This is a genomic window from Rhizobium sp. 9140, from assembly GCF_900067135.1.
GTDB lineage: Bacteria > Pseudomonadota > Alphaproteobacteria > Rhizobiales > Rhizobiaceae > Ferranicluibacter.
The window spans coordinates 85,031-98,593 of the sequence record NZ_FJUR01000005.1; the positions used below are offsets into that span (position 1 = coordinate 85,031).

Below are 13,563 nucleotides of genomic sequence, written 5' to 3' on the forward strand. Positions count from 1 at the left end.
ATCAGACACCGTGTCCATTTTAATCGTGGATCTGAAGGCAAGCAAGAGACGAAGCACGGGACGGAGCGAACGAACATGGCTGACCAGCCCCCTTACCCCGGCATGCCACGCTGGGTGAAAATATCCGGGATCATCTTCGGCGTGATGATCTTCTTGGTCTTCACTTTGATGGTCACCGGTATTGGTGGCCCTCACGGTCCTGGCCGCCACCTGTCGCCTGCCGACAATGGCAGCCAGACAACGCCACAAGGTGATCGCCCATGAATATGAGACCCGGACTCCGGAAGATTGTTGTCGTCGCGCACATCATCTCCTCGGTCGGCTCGCTTGGCGCGGTCGCGGGATTCCTCGCTCTCGCGGTCGCAGGGCTCACGAGTCAGGATGCTCAGGTAACGCGGAGCGTCTATGTCGCAATGGAGGTGATCGCCCGTTTTGTCATTGTCCCTTCGGTTTCCGCCTCGTTGCTAATCGGCGTAGCTCAGTCTCTTGGCACCTCATGGGGCTTGTTTCGACACTATTGGGTTCTGGCGAAACTCCTTCTGACCCTCCTGACGATGATTATCTTGCTGCTCCAGTTGGAGGGAATAACCCACGTCGCGTCGGTGGCGGTCGCGACGACATTGTCCAGTGTCGATCTCCTCGGTCTCAGGCGCTCGCTCGTTGTCCATGCCGCGGGTGGCCTCGTCGTATTGCTCGTGACGACAACACTGTCGGTCTACAAGCCCCGTGGGATGACCCGATACGGGTGGCGTAAACAGCACAACCAGTAGGGTAACCCGGTGTAGCAACGCCGCAGGGATTTCGGGGAAGAGGTTGCAAACGCCACTGTCTGCCACAGTAGCGACTTCGCGCAGGGTTGGGCGACAACACTTCAGAATTTACGAAAAATTTAGGTTAATTTTATCGATATGAATCTGCCTGTTTCGATCTGAGAAAAGAAAGCTATGGTTGCACCAACACGTCCCTGGGCGTGTCCGAATTTTTTCAGAGACAGCCACGGATCGTCACAATGAACACTATTGTCAATTCAGATTCTGCGTATTTCCCATCAGCAGGAAGTCTCGCGTCTCAAGCCACGGAGAAGGTACAATCAAGGGCGGTTGGCCCCGATGTTCTCCGATCATTGGCGATCCTGCTTGTTATGCTGGTGCACCTACCAGTCGAGGCGACACCATCCCTGTTGGTCGGAATTCGTACCTACGCATGGCTAGGGGTCGATATTTTCTTTGTTTTGAGCGGGTTTCTGATCGGAACCCAACTCTTCAAGGAAGTTTCGCGAACCGGAAGCGTTGGGCTGAAGTCCTTCTATCTGCGTCGTGCCTTTCGTATTTTCCCGGCGTTTTTCGTTGTCCTCGGCCTCTACGCGATTTTCCCCATTCTCCGGGACGCTCCGACGATGCAACCGGTCTGGAGCTTTGCGACCTTCACTGTGAATTTCGACTTCGACCCTCGCGTAGGACGAGCCTTTACGCAGGCATGGTCGCTTTGTGTCGAGGAGCATTTCTATTTGGTCTTGCCTCTTCTCGTATTGCTGTTGCATCGTCGAATTAGCACGGGCTGGATGCTTCTAATCGCTGCGGCGATGGTGGTTGCGGGAATGATCCTTCGATACGCGATTTGGGAAAGCCAGGTCGGCGTTCTTGTTGATGCCGACAAGCTGAGAGATGCCTTCGCCGTATACCTCAGGGACGTATATTACCCGACATACACCCGCCTGGATGGCCTGATGTTCGGCGTGATCCTTGCTGCCGCGAGATTTTTCAGACCGGAACTCTGCAAGCGTTACGCGCCTCCGCGTGTTGCCCTGCCGGTAGGTGTCGCCCTCTTCGTCGCAGCTCTTGTGTTGTTCTCGATTCGAGGGCCGCTTGAAGGAACCAATCTCTTTCTCGTCTTCCAGGCGCAACCTGGTGCGGTGGCCGGTTTCCCGCTCATTTCAATCGGGATCGCGCTCATTCTTGGCGCTATGCTCGACTTGGAGCATATTCTGAAACGGTTGCCTGTTCCGGGTGCGGTGATGGTCGCCACATTGTCATATAGCCTGTATCTGACCCACAAGTCGGTCTTCCATGTCGACAGGCTTGTCTTCGTAGAAGAGAACCTTCAGGGCGGTTTCGGCTTTGTGGTTTATCTGGCCACCAGCTTTGCGGTAGCAACCGTGCTCTGGTTTTGTGTAGAGAGGACTTTCCTCCTTCTTCGGGATCGCGTTCTCTCTCCGAGCAAATGACCTACCTGCTTTGGAGGGTGCCAGCAGCGGTTGCAACTACCTGCTACTTGATTTCGATCCGGAACTTCGCGTGGCACGACGTGCAAGTTTGAAGCATCATGTGGAAAGCGTGTTCTGCAGGCATCGATGCTGCATCTCTCGCTGCATCGACCTTTCTTGCGAGCGGTCCGCCTCCCATAGCATCTTCCGTTTGCATCCGCGTTCCGGGTCCAAGCCTGTCGGGATTTCGGTCTGCTGCGACAGACAGCGCGGACGCGTAGATGCCAAGGTCTTTTGCCAGCTTGTCGAACTGTTGACGGTCGGTTTCAATGCTTGGTGTCAACGGCGGAGTAAAATCCTGCCACGCGGCGGCGCAAAAGTCGGCCACTTGTGGCGCGCGCATGAGACCGCCGGGAGGGCTTAGGCCCGAGCGGGGGTCTCATGCGCGCGTTGCGATTTTCGAAGGGCGTCAGCCGGCCTTTCGGGCGCGGCTTTGGGCGAGACGATAGCTGTCGCCGTTCATCTCGAGGATGCTGACGTGATGGGTGATGCGGTCGAGCAAAGCGCCGGTCAGGCGCTCGGACCCCAAGGTTTCCGTCCATTCGTCAAAAGGAAGGTTGCTGGTGATCAGGGTCGCGCCTCGCTCGTATCGTTGCGAGATCAGCTCGAACAGCAATTCCGCGCCGGTCTTTGACAGCGGCACGAAGCCCAGTTCATCGATGATCAACAGCTGGTAGGCGGCCATCTGCTTCTGGAACCGGATGAGACGCCGCTCGTCGCGCGCCTCCATCATCTCGCTGACCAGTGCGGCCGCTGTCGTGAACCCAACGGACAGGCCCTTCTGGCAGGCGGCCAGGCCGAGGCCGAGCGCCACATGGGTCTTGCCCGTGCCGCTGGGGCCGAGAGCGATAACGTTCTCCCTGCGCTCGATCCATTCGCAGCGCGCCAGTTCCAGCACCTGCATCCTGTTCAGCTTTGGGATGGCGGCGAAGTCGAAACTGTCGAGGCTTTTGACGACCGGGAACCTGGCCGCCTTGATGCGACGCTCGACCTTGCGACGGTCCCGTTCGATCATCTCCCGCTCGGCAAGCCGGGTGAGGTATCCGACATGATCGACGCCTTCGGTGGCGCACAGCCGGGCCAGCTTCTGGTACTCGCGCTGGAAACTCGGCAGCTTCAGGGTTTTGAGATAATGGGTGAGAAGGATCTCGGGTGCTTGGGTGTTCATGCGACTTCTCCCGCATCCGACGACAGGAGACGCATATACGCCTTCGCCGATGTCGTCTCGACCGTCGCCCTCGGCAAATACGGGTAGATGGACAGGTCCAGTCTGGGCGGCCGGCGTTCCACCCGGCACAGGATCAGATGCTTGACGGCGTCAAAGCCAATGGCGCCAAGCTGGATCGCCTGCTTCACCGCCGCATGCAGATCGGCGAGTTCGAAGCTCTCCAGCAGGCGGAGGACCTGCACGTACTCACGCCGGCCGTGTTTGGCCATGCGGCCTTCCATCAACCGGCGCAGCGTAGCGAACTCTTGCGGCAAGTCCCAGCCCTGGAGGGGCGCTGCCTGATCCAGCGAATTGATCTTCTGCTCGATCAGCGGCAGGTAATGGACAGGATCGAAGACGACGTCTTCCCGTTCCCAGCACCGAGGATGGCGGGCGATGATCTCGCCACGGCCACCAATGACCACTTCGTTGACATAGCCGCGCACCCACACATCCTGATGGCCATAGGCGACCGGGACGGAATAGTCGTTGGTCTTGTAGCGCACCAGCGACTGCGCCGTCACCTTGGCACTTGCCTGGTCGCAGGCATCAAATGGCGAGGCTGGCAAGGCGCGCATGGCAGCCAGATCGCGCCGCAAGCGCTCGCCGATCGTCTCGCTCTCGCCGCGCAGCCTGTCGCGCTGGCGCTTCCGGCACTGCTCCTCCAGAAAGGTGTTGAACGCCTCCCATGTCGCAAACTGCGGGATCGGTACCATGAAGTTGCGCCGGGCATAGCCGACGAGACCCTCGACGTTCCCCTTGTCGTTGCCCTTGCCGGGACGGCCATAGCGATCCCGGATAAGGTAGTGGGACAGGAAGCCGCTGAACAACGTCGCGCGCTTGCGGGTGCCGTCAGGCAAAATCTTCGCCACCAGGCAACGGTCGTTGTCGTAGACGATCGATTGCGGCACGGCGCCGAAGAAAGCGAACGCATGGACATGGCCATCGACCCAGGCCTCGGCCACTGCCGCCGGATAGGCCCGCACGTAGCAGCCGTCGCTGTGCGGAAGGTCGAGCACGAAGAAATGCGCCTTCTGCTCGACACCGCCGATGACCACCATCGCCTCACCGAAATCGGCCTGCGCATGGCCGGGCGGATGCGACAGCGGCACGAACACTTCCTGGCGGCGCTGATCCCGCTCGCGCATGTAATCCTTGATGATCGTATAGCCGCCAGTGAACCCGCATTCGTCTCGAAGCCGGTCAAACACCCGCTTGGCCGTATGGCGCTGCTTGCGCGGCACTTGTCTGTCTTCGTCCAGCCAGTGATCGATCGTCGAGACAAACGCATCCAGCTTGGGCCGCCGGATCGGTGATTGTCGCTGATAGCCAGGTGGCGTCGAATAGGACAGCATCTTGGAAACGCTGTCGCGCGATATGTTGAAATGCTTTGCAGCCTGACGCCGGCTCATGCCTTCCGAGCAAGCCAGTCGAACCTTCAGATATAATTCCACGGTATAGATCCCCAGGCCCTCCTGCGCTCATTGCAGAAGAGAAATAGGTGGCCGACTTTTACGCCGCCCGAAGCGGGACAATCCCGCCGCTACCGTGGTCTAATTTTGCACCGCCGCTCTCAGCTTGGGCTGGCTTTTGAGCCAGCCGTGGTGACGGAACCGTCGAACAGCGCCGAAAGGGTAACCCCAGAGTGAGCCCGAATGGTCTCGGCGGCCGCTTTGAACGCTTTTGCGTCGTAGGGCGACGAATCCTTGAACATTGCGTTGATGGTCTTGGCGGAGTTTGCCATCGCCTTCATGCCGTCCTGTCTTTGGACAACGTTGCCGGGCGCGGCGGTTTGGGCGGTTTCTACGGAGAACGCCGTGGCGAATACGGCTATCGGAAGCACAAGAACGGCTAGTTTCGTCGCGCTCGCATCCATCCCCATGCTACACTCCATTTTCCCGGAGGCTGTTCCTCCCGCTTTTGACCATCCCGGCGGTTGGAGGCCCAACCTTCGGGGTCTGGAAACGTCCTCGCGTTTGATCAAGATCAACGCAACTCTTGCAACGGCACTGCACTGTGCTTGAATACGATAATAGGGTCCGAGCGAAAACATGATCGCCGTAAGCCAAACCATTCGAAGATGCGCGAGAGAATTGCTGGCCGTTTTGGTCGCAATTATGTTCCTCGTCGCGCCGATGGCCGAGGCTGCTCCCGAAATGTGCGATAACGACTTACCTCAAGCTGTACATGTCGAAACGTCCATGGGCGACGTAGCCTGGCAAGGTGATCGCCACCCTGTCGAGCAGAAGGCCTGCTGCAACAGCGTATGCAGCCTGTGCAACGTCATTCTTCCGGCTTCGGACCCTGTTGTTTTTCACCTGGATTCTGGCGCTCAGCGATATCTTGATCCTCAGCAGTCCATCACAGGCCACAGCTCCTCGCCTGCTCTCGGCCCTCCCCGATCCACTGGTTGAACACCTCCGCTCAACGGCGGGATGATCGTCGGTTACCTGCGATACCCGCACGGCGACCATGTCGGTGACAATTGCCGACACCCTGGTACTGCATCTCCTTGCAAAGTCTTGGATCAGCCAGGGGGACGCTCCGAACGAGGCGAACCAATAGGGAACTAAATCCAATGGACGTTCAAAAAGACCATAAAGGTCGCTATTACCATCATGGTGAACATCAAGCTCAGGCCACGCTGGCAGCCGAGAAAAGTCCGGTCACCGATCAGACGGAAGGCGTGATTTACACTTGCCCTATGCATCCGCAGGTAAGGCAAATAGGGCCTGGGAACTGCCCAATCTGCGGGATGACGCTGGAACCGGAAGTGGTCACAGCAGAAACCGGGCCGAGCGCCGAATACCTCGATATGAGACGTCGCTTCTGGATCGGGCTCGTTCTGTCCGTGCCTGTGCTCCTGCTGGAGATGGGTGGACACCTCACCAATCTTCACATGGCGCTTGGTGCCCAGACCTCGAACTGGATTCAGCTCGTTCTTGCTACACCTGTCGTCCTATGGGCAGGCTTTCCATTCTTCGAGCGAGCATGGAAGTCGCTCGTCACTATGCGCCTGAACATGTTCACATTGATAGCAATGGGGACGGGGGTCGCGTGGATATACAGCGTCGTTGCAACCCTTGCACCTGGTCTGTTTCCCGCCACGTTCCGCTCCGCAGACGGTTCAGTCGCCATTTATTTCGAAGCTGCAGCCGTCATCACGGTACTGGTCCTGCTTGGACAGGTGCTGGAGTTGCAAGCCCGTGAACAGACCGGTGGAGCCATCCGCGCACTTCTTGACCTTGCCCCTAAGACGGCACGCCGCGTCCGTGATGGTGTCGACGAGGACATCGACCTGGAGATGGTTGTCGTCGGGGATCGGCTTCGGGTTCGCCCCGGTGAAAAGGTCCCGGTCGATGGCAGCCTTATCGAAGGACGCAGTTCGGTTGATGAATCGATGATCACCGGTGAATCGATGCCCGTCACCAAAGAGGTCGGTGCAAAGCTGATAGGCGGGACGATGAACCAGACCGGTGGCTTCGTCATGGAGGCAGGAAAAGTCGGCCGCGATACCATGCTGGCGCAGATCGTCCGCATGGTTGCGGACGCCCAGCGCTCGCGAGCGCCCATCCAGCGCCTGGCCGACGAAGTTTCCGGTTGGTTCGTTCCCGTGGTGATCGGGATTGCCATCGTGGCATTCGTAGCGTGGATGATATGGGGACCAGAACCGCGCTTTGCCCACGGCCTTGTAGCCGCAGTCGCAGTGCTCATCATCGCATGCCCCTGCGCATTGGGTCTTGCGACCCCAATGTCGATCATGGTGGGCGTTGGCCGGGGTGCAGGTCTTGGTGTCTTGATCAAGAATGCCGAAGCGTTAGAGCGTTTCGAGAAAATCGACACGTTGGTCGTCGACAAGACCGGAACCCTGACCGAGGGTAAACCTAAGGTAACGTCGATGGCCGCGATAAATGAGTTCACAGAATCCGAACTGCTGCGACTGGCGGCAACACTGGAACGGGCGAGCGAGCATCCACTGGCAACTGCCATTGTTAACGCGGCGACGGAACGGCAACTGGCTCTCGGCGTGGCGCAGGACTTCGATAGCCCGGTTGGCAAAGGGGTCACGGGAAGTGTCGACGGACGAAGACTCATCATAGGCAGCCACCGCATCATGGAGGAAGCTCATATCGATGTCTCGGCTCTCACCAGCCAGGCGGAAGCGATGAGGGGTGAAGGCGCAACGGTAATCTTCGTCGCGATAGACGGCCGTGTTGGAGGCCTTTTGGCGATCTCCGACCCGATCAAAACGACGACGCCAGATGCAGTTCAAGCTTTGCTGAAGGCAGGGGTCCGGGTCGTCATGCTGACGGGCGACAACAAGACCACGGCCGACGCAGTTGCCCGCAAGCTCGGGATCACCGAGGTCGAGGCCGAAATCCTGCCGGAGGACAAGAGCAAGATCGTCAAGCGTCTGCGGGAAGAAGGCCGGATCGTCGCTATGGCCGGAGATGGAGTGAACGACGCCCCTGCCCTGGCTGCCGCAGATGTCGGAATTGCTATGGGAACCGGAACGGATGTCGCGATTGAAAGCGCGGGCGTCACACTGCTCAAAGGCGATCTTCAAGGGATTGTCCGGGCTCGTGAACTCAGCCACGCGACAATGAGCAATATCCGGCAGAACCTGTTCTTCGCCTTCATTTATAATGCGGCTGGCGTCCCAATCGCCGCTGGAGTGCTCTACCCCACGTTCGGACTTTTGCTGTCTCCGATCATCGCTGCGGCCGCGATGGCGCTTTCGTCGGTAAGCGTCATTGGCAACGCCCTCAGATTGAGGAGTGTACGGATATGAAATGGGATCGCAAATGGACGCTGATTGCTGCGTCGATGGGCGTCATCTTCGCCTTCTTCCTCCTGCGCGAGCACTGGGCGCATGCATTTGGTCTCGCGCCCTACTTTCTCCTGTTAGTTTGCCCCGTCCTGCATCTCTTTCATGGCCACGGTGGCCATGGCCATGGTGTTCACGGCGAGGACCGCCTGGGTAAGGATGAAACACGTTGATCTACGCACACTCCGCACAGGCAGATGTTGAGGTGACGACGTCGGCAGAACGGCTATTTGACTACATGGACGACCAGGCAAACCCCGGCACGCACATGCAGAGATCGTCGATAATGATGCTGTGGGGGAGCATGGCATATGATTTCGACGAAGCTCGCGGTCGAAGTGTCGGTTCCGTAATCAAGATGACCGGAAAAGTAGCTGGTTTGAAACTGTATGTGGAGGAAGTCGTCACTCGGCGGCAACCACCGTTTCTAAAAGCATGGGAAACGGTAGGAGAGCCGCGCCTTCTCATTATCGGAAGTTACCGGATGCGCTTCCAAATAGAGGATAGCGGGCGTCTCTGCCGTCTCCACGTGTTTATCGATTACAACTATCCAAGGTCCGTGGTTGGCCGGATCGCTGGGACCTTGCTAGGTGCAGTCTACGCAAGATGGTGCGTCAAGCGGATGGCGGCGGCTGCCACGGCAGCATTTTCGGCGAAACTCGGTCCGGACTGACGCAGCGCAGTCGCGATGGCGAGGGCGATGGGCGCATCAACGAGAGCGGCCTGCTTTGAGGAGAAGACGATGCTCGATAGACGTAAGTGGACACCTTCAGCTCTGCTACTGACGATGACGGGGATCGTCGTGGTCGGCATCGGGATTTATTTTGTTCTCTTTCGCCCACCGCTGCTGCCAGAGGACGTGCGTTACATGCAGTTGACCGAAGGGGACCTGTCGGCGGTCGGGCCCAGCTTGAGAGATTGGCTTGGGTTTGTCTTTGCGGTCCTTGGAGGCTTCGTGATGGGAACGGGTATTCTTATGATGACGTTTGCCGCGACGGCCTACCGCTCCCGAGAGCCCATAGCAGCGTTCGGTGCCATACTTGGAGGCGCGGTTTCGATTGGAACGATGACAGCCGTCAATTTCGCGATCAACTCCGACTTCAGGTGGGCACTGCTTGGTCTCTTCGCCCTTTGGGCCGCGAGTTTGATCGCCTATTGGTTTGAAGGGGCAAAGGCCTGATGAAACTCCGGTTGGGGGAGAGCACGGATGAGAGTGTGCTCTCCCCCAACTTTTCAAGCCGCCATTTTTGTGCAGCTCTCCGCACAGCGACGGCAAGCCGCTACACACGACTCCATGTCCCCGACGCGCTCACAATCCTCGGCGCACTGAGCGCAGATTTCGGCGCACTCTCGGCAGACGTGCTTATGATGCTCCGAACCAATGAGCATGAAATGCGCCGAGGTCCGGCAGATTTCCGCGCAGGCCATCATGAGCCTGAAATGCTTCGGCTCGGTATGTTCGCCGCCCATTTCCAGGCAGTGCCCCATGGCCATCGATAAGCACTCGCGGTAGCAGGCGAGACAATTATCGATGCAGGCTTTCATTTCGTCTGAAAGGTGATGCATGTTCGTTCTCCCTTCCTACTTCGCTTCCTTGTCGAGCCACTCAGTCATCTCTGCGATTTCTTTGGTCTGCGCGTCGATGATCTTCTGAGCGGTCTTTTTGGCCCATTCATTGTCACCAAATTTCAGCTCGACCTCGGACATGCTGATTGCGCCCATGTGATGGGCGATCATACCGCAGACAAAAGCAACGTCGGCGTCCTTCTTCATCATGCCCTGCATCATGTTCATGTGCATCGGCTTCATGCCTTCCATTGATGCCTTCTGGTGGTCGGTCATCATGTCGCCCATGCCCATGTCACCGGACATCATATCCATCTTCGACATGTCCATCTCGGACTTGCACTTTTCCGGATAGGCCATCTCCGCGAAAGAGGCGGTTGGCATAATGGCAAGTATTGAAAGAGCGCCTACTGCAGCGAGCGAATACTTTACGAGGGTTTTCATCTCTGTTCTCCTGATTGGATTCACATATTTGGATTCGACAATTCAGCCAGGGAGTTTAGGAGGGGGATGGAACGCACGCACGAGCAGGAACGGACTAAGTTCGTTCAGGATCGGCGTAACCGGTCGGGGGACGACTGCATTCGCATCGGCACACGGCGGCTCTGCCAGAATCGGGCAGCAGTGCAAATTGGAGCAGCAACCCGCATGATGAACGGATGCTGGATTGCTTTGGCCGGGCTCGGTAATCGACGGGCAATTGTGTTTGGCGCTGAATTGGCCAACCGCTGCGCCGTGGAGGTTCACCACCATGAGGCACAGGGCCGCAATTCGCACCAGGCGGTAAAATGTTCTCAACAGAGGCATTGGAGACGCAATTCCTTTCGCCTTCAACGCGTCTTCCAGAAGAATGTTCCCGTTTCTGCTGGTTCTGATACCTCAGAACCCCAAGGCTGAGGTTGTCCCGAGCGTCAGCGCCGCGAGGACAAGATAGCGGCCGGTCTTTGCGACTGTAACGAGTATCAAAAAGGACCACAGGGGCTCACGCAACACTCCGGCTATCACCGTCAGCGCATCCCCGAACAGGGGCATCCAGGACAACAGCAGCGACCATCGGCCATACCGCCGATACCAACCACTGGCTCTTTCTAGCGAAGGTTTCTTCACCGGAAACCAAGCCCTGTCCTGAAAACGATCAATGAACCGGCCGAGAACCCAGTTGCACACTGCTCCGAGAATGTTCCCGACACTTGCGACGATGAGGAGGCCCGGCACGGAGAATTTACCCGAAACGAGCAAGCCAATGAGGACCGGTTCGGACTGAAACGGCAGGACTGTGGCCGCTCCGAAGGCAACCAGGAAAAGTCCGATATAGGCCGTTAAGCTACTCACTGAATGTAACCCTCATATCTCCCATAAATTCCACACTCCCCTTTAAAGTCCTGTTGACTTTGCCATCGTTGGAAGCTCTACAAGGTTTCTTTCATGGTCCTTCGTTGGGATGTTCCTTGTGCAGCGCCACATAATCGACGCGAATCATCTGATAGATGAAGCTCGTAATTGACAACTTCCGGGCTGATGGTAGTCCTCGGGCATGGGTATGTATCGAATCACATTGGAAAAAATGCTGGTTCTGCTTCGGTTGTTGATCATCGCATCACTGGCTGGATACTCATTGCCTGCTGCTTCGGCAGCAATGCATGGGTCGATAGCGACATCCACGACCGTCCAATCTGACGACCACCACGAGGTGACAAACGGCGACCACGTCCATGGAGAGGAGAGCGCCTCTCCCGATGACATGCAGAAAATTGCGAAGCAGGAGTGCTGCAAAGACTTCTGCTTGAGTTTTGCGATTGTCGCGACCGCCGATGTGGACGTTGGCCCCGTCGTGATGGATTCCATCCGCAAATTCATCAACGACAATCGTGTCGTCGGCGAACTCGTGCCGCTGCATCGCCCTCCGAATATCTGAATAGGACACGCCCGTCCTTGCGGGTCTGAACGTGCGTAGGTGGGTGTGATTGCCCACTGCGCCGCAGCCATCTCCTATTCGGATTACACCATGAAACCTATATTTCTGGTGGTTGCCTTGCCGCTCCTTGTGAGCGGTTGCGCTGCCACGTTGCCTCCTGAAGTCATTGCTTCGGGCGACCTTGCCGACCTCCCGGTCGACGTTCGTCCCGTCCGCTACCAAAGCCCCGTTACGGGCTACACGCACCGCGTCCCGGTCGATCCAAAACCGTGGCGAAACCAGAACGACGCGCAGGCTCCGGAAGGAGACGCGTCATGAGCCTTTTCACTTTTAAATGCGCTGCGACTGTTGCACTGCCGCTCATTCTCGGTGGATGCGTATCATCGACGGAATACTCTGCGACAACCGCCGGGTTTTCGAACGTTTCAAACAAAACGGCCGAGGCGACGGGAAAGGACACCGTTTGGGTGCAGAATCGCCAGGACGCGCAGTTGGTCTCAGGCCGGGTAAAGACGCTCCTCACCAAAAAGACCGTCGACGTCGAGACGGCGGTGCAGATAGCCCTTCTCAACAACAAGGGTCTGCAGGCGGCCTACGCCGATCTTGGAGACTCTTCGGCGGATGCATGGCAGTCCACGATGCTCGTAAACCCGACGGTCGGTATCGGCCTGACGGGGATCGGCACTCCCGGTCTCGAAGCCTACAGGGCCATCGAAGGTGTGATTGCCACCAACATTCTTGCACTCGTGACCCACAAGCGGAACGTCGAAATCGCCGATGCCGGGTTCCGCAAGGCACAGCTCGCTGCTGCCGTTCGGACACTTCAGCTGGCGGCGGAGACTCGTCGCGCATGGATCACTGCCGTTGCCTCCTGGGAGACGGTCGCCCAGCTCAGCCAGGCACAAGCCGCCGCCGACGCAGCGTCGGAACTGGCGAAGAAACTTGGCGAAACAGGCTCCATGACGAAGGGCGGCCAGGCCCGCGAGCATGTCTTTTATGCTGAACTGGCAGGCCAGACCGCCAAGGCAAGGCTTGAAGCTCGCCTAGCAAAGGAAGAGCTGACACGTCTTGTGGGACTTTGGGGCTCGGACATCGACTACCAGATTCCCAATCGCCTGCCGCAGCTTCCCAAGGGTCTTGTCAAGCGAGACCTCATCGAAGCCGAGGCTTTGCAACGTCGGGTTGACCTGCAGATGGCGAAGCTCGACCTTGATACCACCGCAAAATCCTACAAGTTGACGGAAGCGACACGCTACGTCACCGATCTCGAAATCCTGTCCGGATTTGAGACCGAACGCGAATTGGAGGACGGTGAAAAGAAGAAGGACACGACCGGCAATGTCGAGCTGGAATTCGTGATCCCGATCTTCGACAGCGGCAAGGCCCGGATGCGGAAGGGCGAACTGGCCTACATGCGCTCGGTAAACCTGCTCGCGGAAAAGGCGGTGAACGTCCGTTCTGAGGCCAGGTCCGCGTATCAGGCCTATCGGTCGAACTACGATATCGCCAGGCACTACCGCAACAGTGTCGTGCCGTTGCGCACCAAGATCGAGGAGGAATCCCTTCTCACTTACAACGGCATGATTTCCAACACGTTCGAACTGCTCGCCGACAGCCGGGAAAAGGTCAACTCGATCCTCCTCGCCGTCAATGCAAAACGCGATTTCTGGTTGGCCGAAGCCAATCTCGCGCCTGCCATCTATGGCGGCGGTGCGGGTGCGGCAGGTGGCGAGACCGAGGTCGCAGCGGCTGCCGAAAGCGGCGGCGGTCACTGAGAAAGGACA

General features: G+C 57.9%; 16 protein-coding genes and 1 pseudogene. 10 read left to right on the forward strand and 7 right to left on the reverse strand.

Going from position 1 to position 13,563, the window contains the following annotated elements; all coding sequences use genetic code 11:
* Nucleotides 1–75: 75 nt before the first annotated feature.
* The 3 genes from GA0004734_RS24210 (at nucleotide 76) to GA0004734_RS24220 (ending at nucleotide 2,224) form a co-directional block, all read left to right on the forward strand.
* Nucleotides 76–264, forward strand: coding sequence for a hypothetical protein (locus GA0004734_RS24210; protein WP_092938576.1), 189 nt, complete (start codon nucleotides 76–78; stop codon nucleotides 262–264).
* Nucleotides 261–770 (forward strand): hypothetical protein, encoded by a 510-nt coding sequence (locus GA0004734_RS24215; protein ID WP_092938578.1) that lies wholly within the window; start codon nucleotides 261–263, stop codon nucleotides 768–770. Before GA0004734_RS24210 ends, GA0004734_RS24215 begins: the two co-directional genes overlap by 4 nt.
* A gap of 239 nt (nucleotides 771–1,009) precedes the next feature.
* On the forward strand, nucleotides 1,010–2,224 hold the full coding sequence (locus GA0004734_RS24220; protein WP_092938580.1) for an acyltransferase family protein: 1,215 nt from the start codon (nucleotides 1,010–1,012) through the stop codon (nucleotides 2,222–2,224).
* A 43-nt stretch (nucleotides 2,225–2,267) separates the two neighbouring features.
* Here GA0004734_RS24220 and GA0004734_RS24225 read toward each other — a convergent pair.
* The 4 genes and pseudogenes from GA0004734_RS24225 to GA0004734_RS24240 all read right to left on the reverse strand — a co-directional run.
* A pseudogene (locus tag GA0004734_RS24225) lies at nucleotides 2,268–2,537 on the reverse strand (cytochrome c); the annotation flags it as partial.
* 135 nt (nucleotides 2,538–2,672) lie between these two features.
* Complete coding sequence (gene istB, locus GA0004734_RS24230; RefSeq protein WP_092930036.1) at nucleotides 2,673–3,431, reverse strand: IS21-like element helper ATPase IstB; 759 nt, start codon at nucleotides 3,429–3,431, stop codon at nucleotides 2,673–2,675.
* Complete coding sequence (istA, locus tag GA0004734_RS24235; RefSeq protein ID WP_139056207.1) at nucleotides 3,428–4,924, reverse strand: IS21 family transposase; 1,497 nt, start codon at nucleotides 4,922–4,924, stop codon at nucleotides 3,428–3,430. Before istA ends, istB begins: the two co-directional genes overlap by 4 nt.
* Before the next feature lie 119 nt (nucleotides 4,925–5,043).
* On the reverse strand, nucleotides 5,044–5,352 hold the full coding sequence (locus tag GA0004734_RS24240; protein WP_245292635.1) for a cytochrome c: 309 nt from the start codon (nucleotides 5,350–5,352) through the stop codon (nucleotides 5,044–5,046).
* A gap of 696 nt (nucleotides 5,353–6,048) precedes the next feature.
* On the opposite strand from GA0004734_RS24240, the gene GA0004734_RS24250 reads away from it, so the two are divergent.
* The 4 genes from GA0004734_RS24250 (at nucleotide 6,049) to GA0004734_RS24265 (ending at nucleotide 9,478) form a co-directional block, all read left to right on the forward strand.
* Nucleotides 6,049–8,262: a copper-transporting P-type ATPase gene (locus tag GA0004734_RS24250; protein WP_092938582.1), complete on the forward strand. Its 2,214-nt coding sequence runs from the start codon at nucleotides 6,049–6,051 to the stop codon at nucleotides 8,260–8,262.
* Nucleotides 8,259–8,471, forward strand: coding sequence for a DUF2933 domain-containing protein (locus GA0004734_RS24255; protein ID WP_092938584.1), 213 nt, complete (start codon nucleotides 8,259–8,261; stop codon nucleotides 8,469–8,471). The genes GA0004734_RS24250 and GA0004734_RS24255 overlap by 4 nt, the downstream gene beginning before the upstream one ends.
* On the forward strand, nucleotides 8,468–8,971 hold the full coding sequence (locus GA0004734_RS24260; protein ID WP_092938586.1) for a polyketide cyclase: 504 nt from the start codon (nucleotides 8,468–8,470) through the stop codon (nucleotides 8,969–8,971). The genes GA0004734_RS24255 and GA0004734_RS24260 overlap by 4 nt, the downstream gene beginning before the upstream one ends.
* A 69-nt stretch (nucleotides 8,972–9,040) precedes the next feature.
* Complete coding sequence (locus GA0004734_RS24265) at nucleotides 9,041–9,478, forward strand: hypothetical protein (RefSeq protein ID WP_092938686.1); 438 nt, start codon at nucleotides 9,041–9,043, stop codon at nucleotides 9,476–9,478.
* Nucleotides 9,479–9,531: 53 nt separating this feature from the next.
* Here the strand turns inward: GA0004734_RS24265 and GA0004734_RS26615 are convergent, their stop codons facing one another.
* The 3 genes from GA0004734_RS26615 to GA0004734_RS24280 form a co-directional block, all read right to left on the reverse strand.
* Nucleotides 9,532–9,864: a four-helix bundle copper-binding protein gene (locus GA0004734_RS26615; protein ID WP_092938588.1), complete on the reverse strand. Its 333-nt coding sequence runs from the start codon at nucleotides 9,862–9,864 to the stop codon at nucleotides 9,532–9,534.
* Between the two features lie 15 nt (nucleotides 9,865–9,879).
* Nucleotides 9,880–10,308, reverse strand: a complete 429-nt coding sequence (locus GA0004734_RS24275; protein WP_092938590.1) for a DUF305 domain-containing protein — start codon at nucleotides 10,306–10,308, stop codon at nucleotides 9,880–9,882.
* A 435-nt stretch (nucleotides 10,309–10,743) separates the two neighbouring features.
* A complete protein-coding gene (locus GA0004734_RS24280) occupies nucleotides 10,744–11,196 on the reverse strand; it encodes a YqaA family protein (RefSeq protein ID WP_092938592.1) in 453 nt (150 codons plus the stop codon).
* 232 nt (nucleotides 11,197–11,428) lie between these two features.
* On the opposite strand from GA0004734_RS24280, the gene GA0004734_RS24285 reads away from it, so the two are divergent.
* The 3 genes from GA0004734_RS24285 to GA0004734_RS24295 all read left to right on the forward strand — a co-directional run bounded on the left by GA0004734_RS24285 (nucleotide 11,429) and on the right by GA0004734_RS24295 (nucleotide 13,554).
* Entirely contained in the window at nucleotides 11,429–11,779 is a 351-nt protein-coding gene (locus tag GA0004734_RS24285) for a hypothetical protein (RefSeq protein ID WP_092938594.1), read from the forward strand.
* A gap of 90 nt (nucleotides 11,780–11,869) precedes the next feature.
* Nucleotides 11,870–12,097: a hypothetical protein gene (locus GA0004734_RS24290; protein WP_092938688.1), complete on the forward strand. Its 228-nt coding sequence runs from the start codon at nucleotides 11,870–11,872 to the stop codon at nucleotides 12,095–12,097.
* Nucleotides 12,094–13,554, forward strand: a complete 1,461-nt coding sequence (locus GA0004734_RS24295; protein ID WP_092938596.1) for a TolC family protein — start codon at nucleotides 12,094–12,096, stop codon at nucleotides 13,552–13,554. Before GA0004734_RS24290 ends, GA0004734_RS24295 begins: the two co-directional genes overlap by 4 nt.
* Nucleotides 13,555–13,563 lie beyond the last annotated feature (9 nt).

Coding starts and splice junctions, on each gene's coding strand:
- GA0004734_RS24210 (WP_092938576.1), top strand. CDS start 76: ATGGCTGACCAGCCCCCTTACCCCGGCATGCCACGCTGGGTGAAAATA.
- GA0004734_RS24215 (WP_092938578.1), top strand. CDS start 261: ATGAATATGAGACCCGGACTCCGGAAGATTGTTGTCGTCGCGCACATC.
- GA0004734_RS24220 (WP_092938580.1), top strand. CDS start 1,010: ATGAACACTATTGTCAATTCAGATTCTGCGTATTTCCCATCAGCAGGA.
- istB (WP_092930036.1), bottom strand. CDS start 3,431: ATGAACACCCAAGCACCCGAGATCCTTCTCACCCATTATCTCAAAACC.
- GA0004734_RS24240 (WP_245292635.1), bottom strand. CDS start 5,352: ATGGGGATGGATGCGAGCGCGACGAAACTAGCCGTTCTTGTGCTTCCG.
- GA0004734_RS24250 (WP_092938582.1), top strand. CDS start 6,049: ATGGACGTTCAAAAAGACCATAAAGGTCGCTATTACCATCATGGTGAA.
- GA0004734_RS24255 (WP_092938584.1), top strand. CDS start 8,259: ATGAAATGGGATCGCAAATGGACGCTGATTGCTGCGTCGATGGGCGTC.
- GA0004734_RS24265 (WP_092938686.1), top strand. CDS start 9,041: ATGCTCGATAGACGTAAGTGGACACCTTCAGCTCTGCTACTGACGATG.
- GA0004734_RS26615 (WP_092938588.1), bottom strand. CDS start 9,864: ATGCATCACCTTTCAGACGAAATGAAAGCCTGCATCGATAATTGTCTC.
- GA0004734_RS24275 (WP_092938590.1), bottom strand. CDS start 10,308: ATGAAAACCCTCGTAAAGTATTCGCTCGCTGCAGTAGGCGCTCTTTCA.
- GA0004734_RS24285 (WP_092938594.1), top strand. CDS start 11,429: ATGCTGGTTCTGCTTCGGTTGTTGATCATCGCATCACTGGCTGGATAC.
- GA0004734_RS24290 (WP_092938688.1), top strand. CDS start 11,870: ATGAAACCTATATTTCTGGTGGTTGCCTTGCCGCTCCTTGTGAGCGGT.
- GA0004734_RS24295 (WP_092938596.1), top strand. CDS start 12,094: ATGAGCCTTTTCACTTTTAAATGCGCTGCGACTGTTGCACTGCCGCTC.